This window comes from Streptomyces sp. NPDC002144, assembly GCF_053593695.1.
In genome coordinates, this window is the sequence record NZ_JBSFDB010000001.1 from 505,038 (window position 1) to 520,193 (window position 15,156).

Genomic DNA, 15,156 nt, shown 5'->3' on the forward strand with positions numbered 1-15,156 from the left:
GCCCGGGAGCCCCCGCGCTCCCGGGCCGGACAGCCATGCGGTCAGGCGTAACGCAGCTCGGCCGGGTGCAGGGTGCGGCGCAGCAGGGGGAGCGAGGTTGCGGCCGCGAGCAGACAGCAGCCGTACACCGCGAGCGGTACCAGCGGCGCGGCGTACGGCACGACGAGGTGGTGTGCGCCGGCCGAGCCGTACCAGACGCCGATGCCCATGCCGCCGACGCCCGCCAACGCGACCGCGGGCAGCAGCGGCAGCGCGGTCTCCAGCAGCAGCGCCCGGCCCAGCACCGCGCGCGGCACCCCGGCGGCGGTCTGCGCCGCCAGGCCCCGGCGCCGGGTCGCGACGGACTCGGTGGTGCCGACGGCGAGGGCGGCGAGGACGAGCGCCAGGGCGACGCCGATCGCGGCGGCGGTGAGGTCGAGGCCGTTGGTGTAGTACGACACGCTCATGGCGAGAGTGTGCTTGCGGCGGCCGGTGTCGAGATCGGCCAGCAACGCCTGACGCACGCCGACGAAACCGGTGCCGACCACCGTCACCAGCAGGACCGCCGCGTGTGTGCGGGCCGCGGCCCACGGGTCGGCCTGCAGCCGTTCGGCGGCGATCAGTACGGCCGCGTTCCGGGCGCGGGCGGCGAGGACCTCGCCCAGCCGGCCGGACGACCAGCCGGTCAGCAGCACCGCGGCGGCACCCACCAGCAGGCACAGGGCGAAGACCGCGAGCGGGCCGACGGCGAGGCCGAACAGGGGGAGGGAGAAGGGGTCGCCGACGAAGGCGGCCGCCGTCACGAACAGCGCGGAGACGCCCAGCAGGACGGTCGCCGCGAGGAACAGCCGCCCGGGACCGGCCGGCCGTGTCCGCCGTACGACCCCCAGCGGGGAGGCCACCACGCGGCGCAGCGACAGCGTGCTCACGGCCGCGCCGACCGCCGGGACCAGCAGGGCCACGGTGACGATGCCGGCCCAGGCCAGGGGAGCGGGGTGGTGCCACACGCGGAGCAGAACGGCCACCGACACCACCGTGGCCAGGACGGAACCGGCCAGACAGGCGAGGCCCGTCTCCAGCGCCGCGATCCGCCGCACCTGCGTGGGCGCGGCTCCCGCGAGGCGCAGCGCGGCCAGCCGTCGGTCGCGGTGCACGGCACCGATGCGGGCGCACTGGCCGAGGAACCCGAACACGGGCACGAGCAGCAGGGTCAGCGCGACGACCACGCCGCCCCGGGTCCCCTGGTCGTCGAGCAGCCCGCCGCCGACGCCGCTGTGGTGGTGCCCGTCCATCGGCACGAGCACGGCGATCACCAGCCCGAGCCCTGCGGCCCCCGCGGCCCCGACCACGGTCAGCCCGACCCGCCACCACTCCCGCCGGTCCGACCCCTTGGTCAACAACCACGCGAGCCGCACATCACCCGCCAGACCACTGGTCCTCGCCTGTGTGTTCCTCACGTCGCTCATGCCGTGACCCCCGCTCCTGCCACGACCCCGTCGCTCAGGCGTACGTCCCGGTCCGCGTAGGCCGCCACCTGGGCGTCGTGGGTGATCAGCAGGACGGCGGTGTGGGTCTCGCGGGCCGTGTGGGTCAGGGACGTCATGACCTGTTCGGTCGCCAGGGAGTCCAGCGCGCCCGTCGGTTCGTCCGCGAAGACGATCCGTGGGCCGGTGACCAGGGCTCGGGCCAGGGCGGTGCGCTGGGCCTGGCCGCCGCTCATCTCGCCCGGGCGGAGGTCCCCCTGGCCCCGTACGCCGAACCGTTCCAGCCACTCACCGGCCCGTGCCCGGGCCTCCCCCCGCGAGGTCCCCGCCAGCATCAGCGGCAGGGCCACGTTGTCCAGTGCCGTCAGCTCCGGTATCAGCTGCCCGAACTGGAACACCACCCCGAAGTCGCTCCGGCGCAGCTCGCTCAGCCGCCGCTCCGGCAGCCGGTCCAGCCGCTCGCCGGCATACGTCACCGAGCCCGCGTCCGGCCGCACGATCCCGGCGAGGCAGTGCAGCAGCGTCGACTTGCCGCTGCCGCTCGCGCCGGTCACGGCGAGGATCTCGCCCGCGCCCAGCTCGACCGAGGCTCCGCGCAGGGCCTCGGTCCTGCCGTGCGCCTTGGTGAGGCCGCGGGCCGCCAGCAGCGGCACCTTCCCGTCCCCGTTGTTCATGCCGAGTCGACCTCCGCGGTCAGGGTGGTGAGCCGGGCCGCCGTCGTGGTCATCCAACGGAGGTCGGCGTCGAGGTGATTGAGGGCGTAGTCCGCCGAGAGCACGGTCGCGAGATCGGCGCCCTTGGCGGTCTTCACCGCCGTGAGCTCCCGCATCCGCTCCATGTGCGCGTCGCGCTGGGCCCGCAGATAGGCCCCCGCGTCGCCGCCGGACAGGATCGACACGACGACCTTGGCGAAGATCTCGTTCGTCACGAAGGGCGCGGGCGGTGCGATCTCCCCGGCCCAGCGCGCCAGTTCACGCGAGCCGTCCTCGGTCGAGCGGTACGTCGTCCGTTCCGGCCCGCCCTCCGACTCCGTGCCCTCGATCCGCGCGAGACCGTCCCGGACCAGGCGCTGCAGGGTCGTGTAGACCTGTCCGTAGGCCAGCGGACGGGCCTGCGGGAAACGCTCGTCGTGCCGCCGCTTGAGGTCGTAGCCATGACTCGGCCCCGCGGCGAGCAGGCCCAGCAGGATGTGGCGGGTGCTCATGGGGATCAGTATGCACTCAATACATGTAGCGAGTGAATAGTGTCCCGGACCATGGGCGGGTGACGTGCTGGGCGCCCGGGCCCAGAATGTGATGAGAGGCACGTAGTTCCTTCCTGTACGTCTGTCATCGCGCCCGCTGGGTAGGGCTGCGGTAACCGCCCGCAAGGTCGCCGTACTCGCGAAGGAGGCCCCTCGTGGCCGCACCGGCACACCCGCTCTCCAAACCCGTGGCGCAGCTGCCGCCCCTCGAAGACGAGCCGCACTTCTGTGTCTTCAGCGCGGAGGGCGCCTGCGCCGACACCCCGCTCACCAGTGAGCCGCCGCTGCCCGAGGCCGAGCCGCTCACCAGCGAACCCCCGCTCTCCGAGGCCGCGCCGCTGACCAGCGAGGCGGTGGCCCCCGAGCCGGACTGCGCGAGGCCGTAGATGACCGCGCAGGGGCCGGCCGAACCGCCCTCCGAGGAGCTGACCCGGCTCGCCGAGCTGCACGGTGTGGCCGCCTCCTACAGCCCCTCCCCGGACCGCACGGTCGCCGCATCGGCCACCGCCGTCACCCTGACCCTGGCCGCCCTCGGCGTGGACGCCGGCACCGAGGCGTCGGTCCGCGCCGCGCTCGCCGCCCGCGAGCGCGAACTGGCCGAGCGGCTGCTGCCGCCCACGGTGGTTCTCTGGAGCGACGCCCCGTCCCCCGCCCTGGAGGCCCTCCCGCCCGGCACCCGGCTGAGCGTCGAGACCGAGGAGGGCGAGACGCGGACGTCCGTCGAGCGACTCCCGCCCGGCGTCCACCGGTTGAGCGTCGCCGCCCCCGACGGCCGCACCGCCGCGGCCCACCTGGTCGTCGCCCCGGCCCGCCTGCCGACGCCCACGACCCGCTCGTACGGCCTCCTGGTCCAGCTCTACTCCCTGCTCTCCCGCCGCTCCTGGGGCATGGGCGACCTGGGCGACCTGGCCGAACTCAGCGACTGGGCCGGCCGCGCGCTCGGCGCCGGCTTCGTCCAGGTCAACCCCCTGCACGCGGCCGTGCCCGGCGCCCCCACGGACCCGTCCCCCTACCGCCCCTCCTCCCGTCGCTTCCCCGACCCGGTGCACCTGCGCGTCGAGGACGTGCCCGAGTACGCGTACGTCACCGAGCGCGAGAAGCTGCGGACACTCCTGGAGCGGGCCGACCGGCTGCGCGCCTCCGTCCTGGAGAAGGACGCGCTGATCGACCGGGACGCGGTGTGGGAGCTCAAACGGGAGGCGCTGGAACTGGTCCGCGAGGTACCGCTCGGCCCGGGTCGGCGCGCCGCCTACGCCGACTTCCTCGCCCGGGAGGGCGAGGCGCTGGAGGACCACGCCACCTGGTACGCCCTCGCCGAGGTGCACGGCCCGGACTGGCGGAGCTGGCCGGCCGGTCTGCGCGACCCCCGCTCGGCCGAAACCGCCCGCGCCCGCGGCGAGTTGATGGACCGGGTGGACTTCCACTGCCGTCTGGCCTGGCTCACCGACAGCCAGCTCACGGCCGCCCAGCGCACCGCGCGGGAGGCCGGGATGGCCGTGGGCGTCGTCCACGACCTGGCGGTCGGCGTGCACCCCGAGGGCGCCGACGCCTGGGCGCAGCAGGAGTACTTCGCCGCCGGGATGTCGGTGGGCGCCCCGCCGGACGCCTTCAACGCGCGCGGCCAGGACTGGGGGCTGCCGCCGTGGCGCCCGGACCGCCTGGCCGAGTCGGGCTACGAGCCGTACCGCCGCCTGCTCAGGGCCCTGTTCCGGTACGCCGGCGCCCTGCGCATCGACCACGTCATGGGTCTGTTCCGGCTCTGGTGGGTGCCGCAGGGGCATCCGCCCACCGAGGGCACGTACGTCCGGTACGACGCCGAGGCCATGCTCGCCGTCCTGGTGCTGGAGGCCTCGCGTGCCGGGTCCGTCGTCATCGGCGAGGACCTGGGCACCGTGGAACCCGGGGTGCGGGAGAAGCTGCGCGAGCGCGGGGTGCTCGGCACCTCGGTGCTGTGGTTCGAACGGGACTGGGAGGGCGACGGCCGCCCGCTGCCCCCCGAGGACTGGCGCGCCGACTGTCTCGCCACGGCCACCACCCACGACCTGCCCTCCACCGCGGCCCGTCTCACCGGCGAACACGTCGAACTCCGTGACCGGCTCGGCCTGCTGACCCGCCCCCTCGCGGAGGAACGGGCCGAGGCCGCGGCCGACACGGGGGAGTGGCTGGCCGTGCTCACCCGGCTCGGGCTGCTGCACGGCACGGGCGGCGGACACGGCGCCTCCGAGGAGGAGGCCGAGATCCAGGCCGTCCACCGCTTCCTGCTGCGCACCCCGTCCCGCCTCATCGGCGTCTGGCTCCCGGACACGGTCGGCGACCGGCGTCCGCAGAACCTGCCGGGCACCTGGGACCAGTATCCGAACTGGCGGCTGCCGATCGCGGACGCGCAGGGCAGGCCGGTGACCCTGGAGGAGCTGGCCGGCTCGGCGCGACTGCACGCCCTGATCGACGTCCTGCGGACCGGGTAGACCGGGGCGCGGGCAGGGTGGGGCCCGGCCGGGGGCCGCTAGGGGACCCCGGACGAGCGACCCCGATCGTCATTCGATACTTTTGGGACCGTGGACAAGAAGAACGCCCTGCGCGCCGGCGCCCTGGCCGCCGGTACGACGCTGATGATGCTGCTCATGTCGTCCCCCGCGCTCGCGCTGACCCGCGACGACGGCGACGACCCCGGCAAGGGCCTGAGTGTCATCCAGACGCTGGGCCTCTATGTCGCGATCCCGCTCGGCCTGTTCGCGATCATCGCGGGCCTGGTGATGGTCCTGGACAAGTCCCACCCCAGCCACCGCGTGGCCAAGACCGGCGCGGACAAGGTCAAGGCGAAGGCCTGACCCGACGCTTCACCGAGGGCGCCGGCCGCACCGCACCGCGGGTGCGGCCGACGCCCTCGACGTGTTCTCACGCTTCTTGCGCCCCGCCGGCAACTCCCTCAGCAGGTCGGCCAGTTGGTCGGCCCGCTCCTCGGTCAGGGTGGACAGGGCCTCGGTCTGGACGGACAGGCCCGCGCGCTCCAGTTTGTCGAGGCGGCCCGTCATACCGCCGGTGGTGAGCATCAGCGTCGCCGAGAGCCGGCGCGGCGAGAGGGTGTACGGCTGGGGGGCCGCAGCCTTCGAGAGGACCCCAGCCTCCGAGAGGACGGGAGCTTGCCAGAAAGCCGCAGCCCCGGAGGAGAAGCGCCCCGCCCGGCCCCTCGGTCACGCGGTGAAGTAGTGGCCCTCCTCCAGGTCCTCCAGCAGGCCCGGGCCCGTCGGGTCCCAGTTCAGGCGCTTGCGAGTGAGGGTGTTGGACGCCGGTATGTCGAGGGGGACGATGTGGCCGAGCCAGCCGAAGTGGGCGTCCGCCTCCTCAGGGGCGATGGAGCGGACCGGCAGGTCCAGGTGGCGGCCGATGACGGCGGCGATGTCCCGGAAGGGGATGCCCTCGTCGCCGACCGCGTGCAGCCGGGAACCGGCCGGCGCCGACTCCAGGGCGAGCCGGACCAGACGGGCCGCGTCCGAGTGGTGCACGGCGGGCCAGCGGTTGGCGCCGTCGCCGACGTGGGCCGCGAAGCCCTTCTCACGGGCGATCGCGATCAGCATCGAAACGAAGCCCTTGTCGCCACGCCCGTGCACGGACGGCGAGAACCGGACGGCCGCCGACCGGACCCCGCGGTCGGCCAGTGCGACGGCCGCGTCCTCGTTCCGCGCCCGGACCGCCCCGAACGACTCCGGCGGGGCCGTGTGCTCCTCGCTGGAGACCCTTCCGGGCTGCAACAGGGCCGTGCCCGAGGACATCACGAAGGGCTTGTCCGAGCCCTCCAGCACGGCGCCGATCGTCTCCACGGCCCGGAGATCGGCCGCGCACGCGGCGGCGAAGTCGAAGGTGCCGGAGAAATCGTGGATGAAGGCGAGGTGGGCGACGCCGTCGGCCGCGGCCGCCCCCGCGGCGAGGGAGTCGGGGTCGCTGAGATCCCCGCGGTGCACCTCGGCCCCGGCCGCGGTCAGCGCGGCGGCGGACGAGTCCGAGCGGGCCAGCCCGGTGACCCGGTGCCCGGCGTCGAGGAGTTCACGGACCACGGCGGAACCGATGAAACCGGTGGCGCCCGTGACGAATACACGCATGGTGCGGCCCTTCACGAGGGGAGTGGGTGAGTGTGCCTCCATCCTCGGAAAGGGGCGGCGGCCGCGTCCAAAGCCTGTTCCGCATGGCGCAATACGGTTCGGGCATCACCACAGGTGAGTGGCGGTGAGTAGAGGTGAGTAGGGTGGAGGGATGGCTGACCTCGACCTCCGTCTGGTCCGGTACTTCACCGCCGTCGCCGAGCACCGCCACTTCGGGCGGGCCGCCGAGACCCTGCACATCACCCAGCCGTCCCTGAGCCGGCAGATCGCGAGCCTGGAGCAGCAGGTCGGCGCCCGGCTGCTGGACCGCACTCCGCGCGGGACCCGGCTGACCGAGGCCGGGGAGGTGTTCCTGCCCCGTGCGCGGGCGCTGCTGCGGTCCGCCGAGCAGGCCGCGGCCGAGGCCCGCGCCGCCGCCGAGCCCGGCCGGTTCACCGTCGGGTTCACCAGCGGAGTGATCGTCACCGCCGCCGTGCGCGAAATGCGGCGCCGGCACCCGGAGGCCGACGTACGCAGCCGGCATCTGCGCTGGGACGAGGCGCGCGCGGCGCTGCTGGAGCGCCGGGTGGACGTGGCGGTGGCCCGACTGCCCTTCGTCACCGACCAGCTGGACGTGACCGTCCTCTACGACGAGCCCCGGGCCGTGGTCGTCCCCGTCGATCACCGGCTGGCCGGGAAGGAGTCCGTCACCGTCGACGACATCGCGGACGAGCCGATGCCCCGGATCACCGGCGCCGACCCCGCCTGGGCGGCCTTCTGGCGCCTGGAACCCCGCCCGGACGGCCGTCCGGTGCCCGAGGGCCCCGAGATCCAGGACCTGGAGGACAAGTTCGAGGTCGTCGCCGCCGGGGAGGCCCTGGTCGTCACGGCCTATCCGACCGGCATCCGGCTCCGTCCCGACCTCACCTCCATCCCGCTGCACGGCGTGGAGCCCAGCCATGTCGCCCTCGCCACCCGCGCCGGGGACCGTGGCCGTCTGGTGACGGCCTTCCGGAAAGTCGCACGCACACACCTCACGCGCCCCGAGCAGGTATAGCGTCACACCGTCCCCGCGTGACGCGATCCCCTCCCGGAGGTGCCCGTGGTCGCCGACGTCTGTGCGGTGTGTGGAAAGCCGCTGCCCGCCCGGGCCGGCCGCACCGGCCGCAGCTCCCTGTACTGCTCGGCGGCCTGCCGGCAGAAGGCGTACCGCAGGCGGCACGGGCCGGAGGAGACCGGGGTGGAGGGACTGATCGAGGACCTCGCGCGCCAGGTGAAGGAGCTGGCGCCCACACCGCCCTCGGTCCTGTACTCGGGGGTGAGCGAGCTGTCGTCGTCCGTCGCCCGGCTGCGGCGGGTGGCCCGGGTGGCACGGGACACGGCGAAGGAATCCGTCACGTCCGTCCCCGTGACGGAACCGGAGACCGGGCCCCGGCTCACCGGGTCCGGCCTCGCCGCCCTCACCGAGACCGACTTCGCCGCCCTCACCGAGGCCCACCGGCGGGAGATCCAGGTCCACTGCTACCGCATGACCGGCTCCCACGACGACGCCGAGGACCTGGTGCAGGAGACGTTCCTGCGGGCCTGGCGGGCCCGGGACGGCTTCGAGGGACGGGCCGGCGCCCGCACCTGGCTGTACCGCATCGCCACCAACGCCTGCCTGGACTTCCAGCGCCGCACCGCCCGCCGCCCGCAGCGCTACGAACCGATCCCCGGCATGAACCACGGCACCGGCGAGCCACCCGTCCGTATCACCTGGCTGCAGCCCTACCCCGACGACGAACTGCCCTCGGCCGAGGAGCAGCCGGAGGCCGCCGCGCTCTCCCGGGAGACCCTGGAACTGGTCTTCCTCGCCGCCCTCCAGCACCTCCCGCCCCGCCAGCGCGCGGTGCTGATCCTGCGGGACGTGCTGGGGCTGACCGCCGCCGAGACCGCCGAGGCCCTCGGCCTGACCGTGGCCTCCGCCAACAGCGCCCTGCAGCGCGCCCGCCCCACCCTGCGCGACCGGCTGCCCGGCCACCGCGCCGACTGGACGACGACCGAGCCCACCCCGGCCCAACGGGCCGTGCTGCAGCGGTACATGACCGCCGCCGAACAGCTCGACTTCGGGGCGATGACCGAGCTGCTGAGCGAGGACGTCACGCTCACCATGCCGCCGAACCCGTTCTGGTTCACGGGCCGCGACGCCCTCGTCGACTTCCTGCGCCCCACCCTGGACCCGGCGTCCCCCATGTTCTTCGGCCACTGGCGCCATCTGCCCGCGCGCGCCAACGGCCAGCTCGCGGCGGGCGGTTACGTCCGCAGGCCCGGTACGAACGTGTACCGCGCGCAGGTCCTCGACGTGCTCCGCTTCGACGCCGACGACCGGATCGTCGAGGTCACCTCCTTCGAACCGCACCTCTTCCCGGCCTTCGGCCTGCCCCTGCGTCTGTGACCGATGACCGCCACGGCCCCGGCGCGTCCATATGACCGACACGAACGTCACGACCCGCAGGGAGAATCACCATGCTGCTCACCGACAAGACCGCGATCGTCTACGGCGCCGGCGGCTCGATCGGCGGTGCGGTGGCCCGCGCCTTCGCCGCCGAGGGGGCCCGCGTCCACCTCGTCGGACGGACCCGCAAGACACTGGAGGCGGTGGCCGCCGACATCAAGGACGCCGAGGTCGCCGTCGTGGACGCGCTGGACGAGGCGGCCGTCGAGGACCACCTGAACGGCGTCGGCGCCGTCGACGTCTCCTTCAACCTGGTCAGCCGCGGCGATGTGCAGGGCGTCCCGCTCACCGACATGCCGGTGGACGACTTCCTGCGGCCGGTGATCGACGGAACCCGCGCCAACTTCATCACCGCCCGTGCCGCCGGCCGCCGCATGGCCGAGCGCGGCTCCGGCGTCATCCTCACCCTCAACAGCGGCTCCGCGCACGGCAGTCCGATGATGGGCGGCACGGGACCCGCGGACGCGGCCACCGACACGCTCGTCCGCAACCTGGCGATCGAACTGGGCCCCCGCGGAGTGCGCGCCGTGGGCCTCTGGGCGGCCGGTGTCCCCGAGACCTTCACCGTCGAGAAGCTCTCCGCGGTCAACCCCGCCATCGACGAGGCAGCGATCCAGGGCATCGTCAGCAACCTCGCGACGATGCGCATGACCCGCCGCAACCCCACCCTCGCCGAGATCACCGCCACGGCCACCTTCCTGGCCTCCGACCACGCGGCGGGCATCACCGGCACGTTCGTCAACGTGACGGGCGGGATGGTCGTGCGCTGAGGGCGGTTGAGGGGCGGCTCTGGGCGGGGGCTCAGGGCATAGGAAGGGGCGCCCGGCATGATGCCGGGCGCCCCCTGTCGTCGTACGCGGAACTGCGGAACTAGGCGGCCGTGTCCGCCGCCTGCGCCTTCAGCGCCCGCTCCACACCCGAGCGGGACTCGGAGACCAGACGGCGCAGGGCCGCGTTGGGGTCGGTCTCGGAGAGCCAGGTGTCCGTCTTGGCCAGGGTTTCCGGGGAGACCTGGATGGCGGGGTACAGGCCGACGGCGATCTGCTGGGCCATCTCGTGCGAGCGGGAGGACCAGATGTCGTTGACCACCTCGAAGTACTTGTCCGTGTACGGGGCGAGCAGCTCGCGCTGGTCGGTCTGGACGAAGCCGGCGATGACCGCCTCCTGCACGGCGTTCGGCAGCTTGTCGGACTCGACGACCGACGCCCAGGCCTCCGCCTTGGCCTCCGCGGTCGGGCGGGCGGCACGGGCGGACGCGGCGTGGCGCTCGCCGGCCGCCGTCTTGTCCCGCTCGTACTCGCCGGCGATCTCCGCCTCGTCGAAACGGCCGACCGCGGCGAGGCGCTGCACCAGCGCCCAGCGCAGCTCGGTGTCGACGGCCAGGCCCTCGATCGTCTGCGAACCGTCCAGCAGGGACTCCAGCAGGTCCAGCTGCTCCGGCGTACGGGCCGTGGCCGCGAAGGCGCGGGCCCAGGCCAGCTGGTGGTCGCTGCCCGGCTCGGCGGAGCGGAGATGGGCCAGCGTGGCGTCGGTCCAGCGGGTCAGCAGAGACTCGCGGGCGGCCGGGTCGGCGTACAGGTCGACGGCGAGCTTCACCTGGCGCTGCAGGGACTGCACGACACCGATGTCGGACTCCTTGCCGATGCCCGACAGGACCAGGGACAGGTAGTCGCGGGTGGCGAGTTCCGCGTCGCGGGTCATGTCCCAGGCCGAGGCCCAGCACAGGGCGCGGGGGAGGGAGGACTCGAAGTCGCCGAGGTGATCGGTGACGAAGGCGAGGGACTGCTCGTCGAGGCGGACCTTGGCGTACGACAGGTCGTCGTCGTTGAGCAGGACGACGGCCGGACGGCGCTTGCCGACCAGCTGCGGTACGGCCGTCAGCTCGCCGTCGACGTCCAGCTCCACGCGCTCGTCGCGCACCAGCTTGCCGCTCGTGTCGTCGAGTTCGTACAGGCCGATCGCGATGCGGTGCGGGCGCAGGGTCGGCTCGCCCTTGGCACCGGCCGGGAGCGCCGGGGCCTCCTGGCGGATCGCGAAGGAGGTGATGACGCCCTCGGCGTCCGTCTCGATCTCCGGGCGCAGGATGTTGATGCCGGCCGTCTGCAGCCACTTCTGCGACCAGGTGCCCAGGTCGCGCCCGGAGGTCTCCTCCAGCGCGCCCAGCAGGTCGGACAGCCGCGTGTTGCCGTACGCGTGGTTCTTGAAGTACGCCTGCACACCCGCGAAGAACTCGTCCATGCCGACGTACGCCACGAGCTGCTTCAGGACGCTAGCGCCCTTGGCGTACGTGATGCCGTCGAAGTTGACGAGGACGTCGTCCAGGTCACGGATCTCGGCCATGATCGGGTGGGTGGAGGGCAGCTGGTCCTGCCGGTACGCCCACGTCTTCATGGAGTTGGCGAAGGTCGTCCACGAGTGCGGCCAGCGGGAGGCGGGGTGGTACGCCTGGCACGCGATGGACGTGTACGTGGCGAACGACTCGTTCAGCCACAGGTCGTTCCACCACTCCATGGTGACCAGGTCGCCGAACCACATGTGGGCCAGCTCGTGGAGGATGGTCTCGGCGCGCAGCTCGTACGACGCGTCGGTGACCTTGGAACGGAAGACGTACTGGTCGCGGATGGTCACCGCGCCCGCGTTCTCCATCGCGCCCGCGTTGAACTCCGGCACGAAGAGCTGGTCGTACTTCTTGAACGGGTACGCGTAGTCGAACTTCTCCTGGAACCACTCGAAGCCCTGCCGGGTGACCTCGAAGATCGCGTCCGAGTCCAGGTACTCGGCGAGCGAGGGACGGCAGTAGATGCCCAGCGGCACGGACTGGCCGTCCTTCTCGTACACGCTGTGCACCGAGTGGTACGGGCCGACGATCAGCGCGGTGATGTAGCTGGAGATCCTCGGCGTCGGCTCGAAGACCCAGACGTCGTCCTTGGGCTCCGGGGTCGGGGAGTTGGAGATGACGGTCCAGCCGGTCGGCGCCTTCACCGTGAACTGGAAGGTGGCCTTCAGGTCGGGCTGCTCGAAGCTCGCGAAGACCCGGCGGGCGTCCGGCACCTCGAACTGGGTGTAGAGGTAGGCCTGCTGGTCGACCGGGTCGACGAAGCGGTGCAGGCCCTCGCCGGTGTTGGTGTACGCGCAGTCCGCGACCACGCGCAGGACGTTGCGGCCCTCCAGCAGGCCCGGCAGCGCGATCCGGGAGTCCGCGAAGACCTCCGCCGGGTCGAGCGGGTCGCCGTTCAGCGTGACCTCGTGGACCGTGGGGGCGACCAGGTCGATGAAGGACTCGGAGCCGTTCTCGCTGACGTCGAAACGCACCGTCGTCACGGACCGGTACGTACCGCCCTCCTGCGCGCCGGAGAGGTCGAGATCGATCTCGTAGGACTCGACAGTGAGCAGCTGCGCCCGCTGCTGAGCCTCTTCGCGAGTCAGGTTTGTGCCAGGCACGCGTTCATCTCCTCGTATGTGTCGGTTCGGCGGTGCGGCCATCCTTCCACGGCGGCCGGGAAAAGCGCGATGTCCATTCACCGCCGGTGGTCTCCGACGGCCGGGCCGGTCGCACGCGCGTCGGTCGTGGCCGGCACTGGGCGGCGGACCTGCGGGAACGCCGTGTCCGTTTCCCGCCGGTCATCGCGCCCGGCCCGCGTCAGCCTGGTACGCATGACGACCTACACCGCACGCCCCGTCGCCCCGTCCGTCCTCGAGGAGCTGCGCGTCGCCGACGACGCGGGCCGGCCGCCGGCCCCGTTCACCGACGACGAGGGAGGCGCGCCCCTGCGCTGCTGTCTGCGCCGCAGTGCGCCGGGGGAGCGGATCGCGCTCGTCGCCTACGCGCCGCTGCGCCGCTGGGCGGCCGAGACGGGCGCCGAGCCGGGGGCCTACGACGAGCAGGGACCCGTCTTCGTCCACGCGGAGGAGTGCCCGGGCCCGGCCACCGGCGACGACGCCTACCCCTTCGCGGACGCCCACCGCACCGTCCGCCGCTACTCCGCCGACGGCAGCATCCTCGGCGGCGAACTGGTCGACGCCGCCGACGACACGGCCTTCAAAAACGCGTTCGACGAGCCGGCTGTGGCACTCGTCCACGTCCGGGCCGTCGAGTACGGCTGCTTCCTCTACGAGGTGCGCAGGCCCTAGGCCTGCTTCAGCTCCGCCGCCACCAGCTCCGCGATCTGGACCGCGTTCAGCGCGGCGCCCTTGCGGAGGTTGTCGTTGGAGATGAACAGGGCGAGGCCGTTGTCGACGGTCTCGTCGCGGCGGATGCGGCCGACGTAGGAGGGGTCCTGGCCGGCGGCCTGCAGGGGCGTCGGGATGTCCGACAGCTCGACCCCGGGGGCCTCGGCGAGCAGCTCCGTCGCGCGCTCGGGGGAGAGGGGGCGGGCGAAGCGGGCGTTGACCTGCAGGGAGTGGCCGGAGAAGACCGGGACGCGGACGCAGGTGCCGGAGACCTTGAGGTCGGGGATCTCCAGGATCTTGCGGGACTCGTTGCGGAGCTTCTGCTCCTCGTCGGTCTCGTTCAGGCCGTCGTCGACGAGGTTCCCGGCGAAGGGGAGCACGTTGAAGGCGATGGGGCGCTTGTAGACGCCGGGCTCGGGGAAGTCGACCGCCGCGCCGTCGTGCGTCAGCTTGTCCGCGTCGGCGATCACCTTCTGCGCCTGGCCGTGCAGCTCGGCCACGCCCGCGAGACCGGAACCGGACACGGCCTGGTAGGTGGCGACGACCAGCGCCTCCAGGCCCGCCTCGGCGTGCAGCACCTTCAGGACCGGCATCGCGGCCATCGTGGTGCAGTTCGGGTTGGCGATGATGCCCTTGGGACGGTCGGCGATCGCGTGCGGGTTCACCTCGGACACGACCAGCGGAACCTCGGGGTCCTTGCGCCAGGCGGAGGAGTTGTCGATCACGACCGGGCCCTGCGAGGCCACCTTCTCGGCCAGCGCCTTCGAGGTCGCGCCGCCCGCGGAGAACAGCACGATGTCCAGGCCGGAGTAGTCGGCGCTGGCCGCGTCCTCCACCGTCACGCCGTCCAGCTCGGTCCCGGCGGAGCGGGCCGAGGCGAACAGGCGCAGCTCGGTGACCGGGAAGTTCCGTTCCTTGAGGATCCTGCGCATGACCGTGCCGACCTGACCGGTGGCTCCGACGATTCCGACCCTCACGGCGACTCCCTTACCTGTGATGCTTACGTGTCTGCGGCTTTTCCATCATGCGGCCGACCCGGGTCCGCCTGTCCAATTCTTTGCGCACCATGTTCGAGGAATGGGACGCCCGGCGGTGTGAGGTACGCCTCCACACGGTTTTCCGGAGATCCGGTCGAACGTTTCCGTGCGCTGCCGCGTCGTAGAGGAAACGCGGTGAGGGGGTGGCTTGTGCTGCGCAGAAAGGCCCGCCGTGCGCCGGAGGACGAGGATCCTCTGGACGCGGCTCAGGAACGCCGGGTGCGGGCGGTGCTCGCGCTGGGCGGGGTGCCGCAGGCGGACCTGCCGGACGGGGTGCAGCAGGTCCGCCTGCGGTTGCTGGAGCGCGCGGCGAAGGGGTACGAGGCCCCGCGCGACGTCTCCGCCTGGGCGGCCGTCGTCGCCTCCAACCTGGCCATGGACTGGCATCGCGCGAGGCGCCGCCAGGACCGGATCGGTGAGCGGCTGGCCTCCCTGCGCCAGCTGGAACACCCCTCGGGCGAGGACACCAGCGTGCTCTCGCTGGCGGTGGCCCAGGGCCTCGACGAGCTCCCGGACCCCCAGCGCCAGGTCCTCGTCCTGCGCTTCTACGCCGACCTGCCGGTCCGTTCGATCGCCCAGGAGCTCGGCGTCCCGGAGGGCACGGTCAAGAGCAGGCTGCACACGGCGGTCCGGGCCCTGCGTGCCCGTCTGCACGAGGACGAGGTGGTGTGAG

At 72.9% G+C, this 15,156-nt stretch carries 14 protein-coding genes and 1 pseudogene; 8 read left to right on the forward strand and 7 right to left on the reverse strand.

What is annotated here, in order from left to right; translation table 11 throughout:
- Positions 1 to 41 precede the first annotated feature (41 nt).
- From ACWCQ1_RS02130 to ACWCQ1_RS02140, 3 genes are read right to left on the reverse strand one after another with little or no spacing between them, the layout of a single operon-like run.
- The gene (locus tag ACWCQ1_RS02130) at positions 42 to 1,445 is read right to left on the reverse strand and encodes an FtsX-like permease family protein (RefSeq protein ID WP_451025646.1); all 1,404 of its coding nucleotides are present in this window, start codon (positions 1,443 to 1,445) and stop codon (positions 42 to 44) included.
- Positions 1,442 to 2,137: an ABC transporter ATP-binding protein gene (locus tag ACWCQ1_RS02135; protein WP_358603909.1), complete on the reverse strand. Its 696-nt coding sequence runs from the start codon at positions 2,135 to 2,137 to the stop codon at positions 1,442 to 1,444. Before ACWCQ1_RS02135 ends, ACWCQ1_RS02130 begins: the two co-directional genes overlap by 4 nt.
- A complete protein-coding gene (locus ACWCQ1_RS02140) occupies positions 2,134 to 2,667 on the reverse strand; it encodes a PadR family transcriptional regulator (protein WP_133040946.1) in 534 nt (177 codons plus the stop codon). Before ACWCQ1_RS02140 ends, ACWCQ1_RS02135 begins: the two co-directional genes overlap by 4 nt.
- 194 nt (positions 2,668 to 2,861) lie before the next feature.
- Between ACWCQ1_RS02140 and ACWCQ1_RS02145 the strand changes: the two genes are divergently transcribed.
- The 3 genes from ACWCQ1_RS02145 (at position 2,862) to ACWCQ1_RS02155 (ending at position 5,534) form a co-directional block, all read left to right on the forward strand.
- The gene (locus ACWCQ1_RS02145) at positions 2,862 to 3,092 is read left to right on the forward strand and encodes a hypothetical protein (protein WP_133040947.1); all 231 of its coding nucleotides are present in this window, start codon (positions 2,862 to 2,864) and stop codon (positions 3,090 to 3,092) included.
- Complete coding sequence (gene malQ, locus ACWCQ1_RS02150) at positions 3,093 to 5,171, forward strand: 4-alpha-glucanotransferase (RefSeq protein WP_358603914.1); 2,079 nt, start codon at positions 3,093 to 3,095, stop codon at positions 5,169 to 5,171.
- Between the two features lie 90 nt (positions 5,172 to 5,261).
- On the forward strand, positions 5,262 to 5,534 hold the full coding sequence (locus ACWCQ1_RS02155) for a hypothetical protein (protein WP_358603917.1): 273 nt from the start codon (positions 5,262 to 5,264) through the stop codon (positions 5,532 to 5,534).
- A gap of 9 nt (positions 5,535 to 5,543) precedes the next feature.
- Here ACWCQ1_RS02155 and ACWCQ1_RS02160 read toward each other — a convergent pair.
- A pseudogene (locus tag ACWCQ1_RS02160) lies at positions 5,544 to 5,798 on the reverse strand (hypothetical protein); the annotation flags it as partial.
- A gap of 99 nt (positions 5,799 to 5,897) precedes the next feature.
- Positions 5,898 to 6,803: an SDR family oxidoreductase gene (locus ACWCQ1_RS02165; RefSeq protein WP_451025647.1), complete on the reverse strand. Its 906-nt coding sequence runs from the start codon at positions 6,801 to 6,803 to the stop codon at positions 5,898 to 5,900.
- Positions 6,804 to 6,954: 151 nt separating this feature from the next.
- Here ACWCQ1_RS02165 and ACWCQ1_RS02170 point away from each other — a divergent pair, with 151 nt between their 5' ends.
- From ACWCQ1_RS02170 to ACWCQ1_RS02180, 3 genes are all read left to right on the forward strand, one after another.
- Positions 6,955 to 7,839, forward strand: coding sequence for a LysR family transcriptional regulator (locus tag ACWCQ1_RS02170; protein ID WP_133040951.1), 885 nt, complete (start codon positions 6,955 to 6,957; stop codon positions 7,837 to 7,839).
- 45 nt (positions 7,840 to 7,884) lie between these two features.
- A complete protein-coding gene (locus ACWCQ1_RS02175) occupies positions 7,885 to 9,216 on the forward strand; it encodes a sigma-70 family RNA polymerase sigma factor (protein ID WP_451025676.1) in 1,332 nt (443 codons plus the stop codon).
- A 71-nt stretch (positions 9,217 to 9,287) separates the two neighbouring features.
- Positions 9,288 to 10,046, forward strand: a complete 759-nt coding sequence (locus tag ACWCQ1_RS02180; protein ID WP_358603924.1) for an SDR family NAD(P)-dependent oxidoreductase — start codon at positions 9,288 to 9,290, stop codon at positions 10,044 to 10,046.
- 100 nt (positions 10,047 to 10,146) lie between these two features.
- Here ACWCQ1_RS02180 and pepN read toward each other — a convergent pair whose 3' ends face one another.
- On the reverse strand, positions 10,147 to 12,717 hold the full coding sequence (gene pepN, locus ACWCQ1_RS02185) for an aminopeptidase N (RefSeq protein WP_358603927.1): 2,571 nt from the start codon (positions 12,715 to 12,717) through the stop codon (positions 10,147 to 10,149).
- Positions 12,718 to 12,930: 213 nt separating this feature from the next.
- On the opposite strand from pepN, the gene ACWCQ1_RS02190 reads away from it, so the two are divergent.
- Entirely contained in the window at positions 12,931 to 13,407 is a 477-nt protein-coding gene (locus tag ACWCQ1_RS02190; protein ID WP_451025648.1) for a DUF1203 domain-containing protein, read from the forward strand.
- On the opposite strand, the gene ACWCQ1_RS02195 is transcribed toward ACWCQ1_RS02190, so the two are convergent.
- Positions 13,404 to 14,423: an aspartate-semialdehyde dehydrogenase gene (locus ACWCQ1_RS02195; RefSeq protein WP_358603933.1), complete on the reverse strand. Its 1,020-nt coding sequence runs from the start codon at positions 14,421 to 14,423 to the stop codon at positions 13,404 to 13,406. The genes ACWCQ1_RS02190 and ACWCQ1_RS02195 overlap by 4 nt on opposite strands.
- Before the next feature lie 210 nt (positions 14,424 to 14,633).
- Here ACWCQ1_RS02195 and ACWCQ1_RS02200 point away from each other — a divergent pair, with 210 nt between their 5' ends.
- Positions 14,634 to 15,155 (forward strand): sigma-70 family RNA polymerase sigma factor, encoded by a 522-nt coding sequence (locus ACWCQ1_RS02200; RefSeq protein ID WP_358604023.1) that lies wholly within the window; start codon positions 14,634 to 14,636, stop codon positions 15,153 to 15,155.
- Position 15,156 lies beyond the last annotated feature (1 nt).

What these genes read in the sequence shown, in the direction of transcription:
- ACWCQ1_RS02140 (WP_133040946.1), bottom strand. Translation starts at nt 2,667, where the DNA reads ATGAGCACCCGCCACATCCTGCTGGGCCTGCTCGCCGCGGGGCCGAGT.
- ACWCQ1_RS02180 (WP_358603924.1), top strand. Translation starts at nt 9,288, where the DNA reads ATGCTGCTCACCGACAAGACCGCGATCGTCTACGGCGCCGGCGGCTCG.
- ACWCQ1_RS02190 (WP_451025648.1), top strand. Translation starts at nt 12,931, where the DNA reads ATGACGACCTACACCGCACGCCCCGTCGCCCCGTCCGTCCTCGAGGAG.
- ACWCQ1_RS02165 (WP_451025647.1), bottom strand. Translation starts at nt 6,803, where the DNA reads ATGCGTGTATTCGTCACGGGCGCCACCGGTTTCATCGGTTCCGCCGTG.
- malQ (WP_358603914.1), top strand. Translation starts at nt 3,093, where the DNA reads ATGACCGCGCAGGGGCCGGCCGAACCGCCCTCCGAGGAGCTGACCCGG.
- ACWCQ1_RS02135 (WP_358603909.1), bottom strand. Translation starts at nt 2,137, where the DNA reads ATGAACAACGGGGACGGGAAGGTGCCGCTGCTGGCGGCCCGCGGCCTC.
- ACWCQ1_RS02130 (WP_451025646.1), bottom strand. Translation starts at nt 1,445, where the DNA reads ATGAGCGACGTGAGGAACACACAGGCGAGGACCAGTGGTCTGGCGGGT.
- ACWCQ1_RS02170 (WP_133040951.1), top strand. Translation starts at nt 6,955, where the DNA reads ATGGCTGACCTCGACCTCCGTCTGGTCCGGTACTTCACCGCCGTCGCC.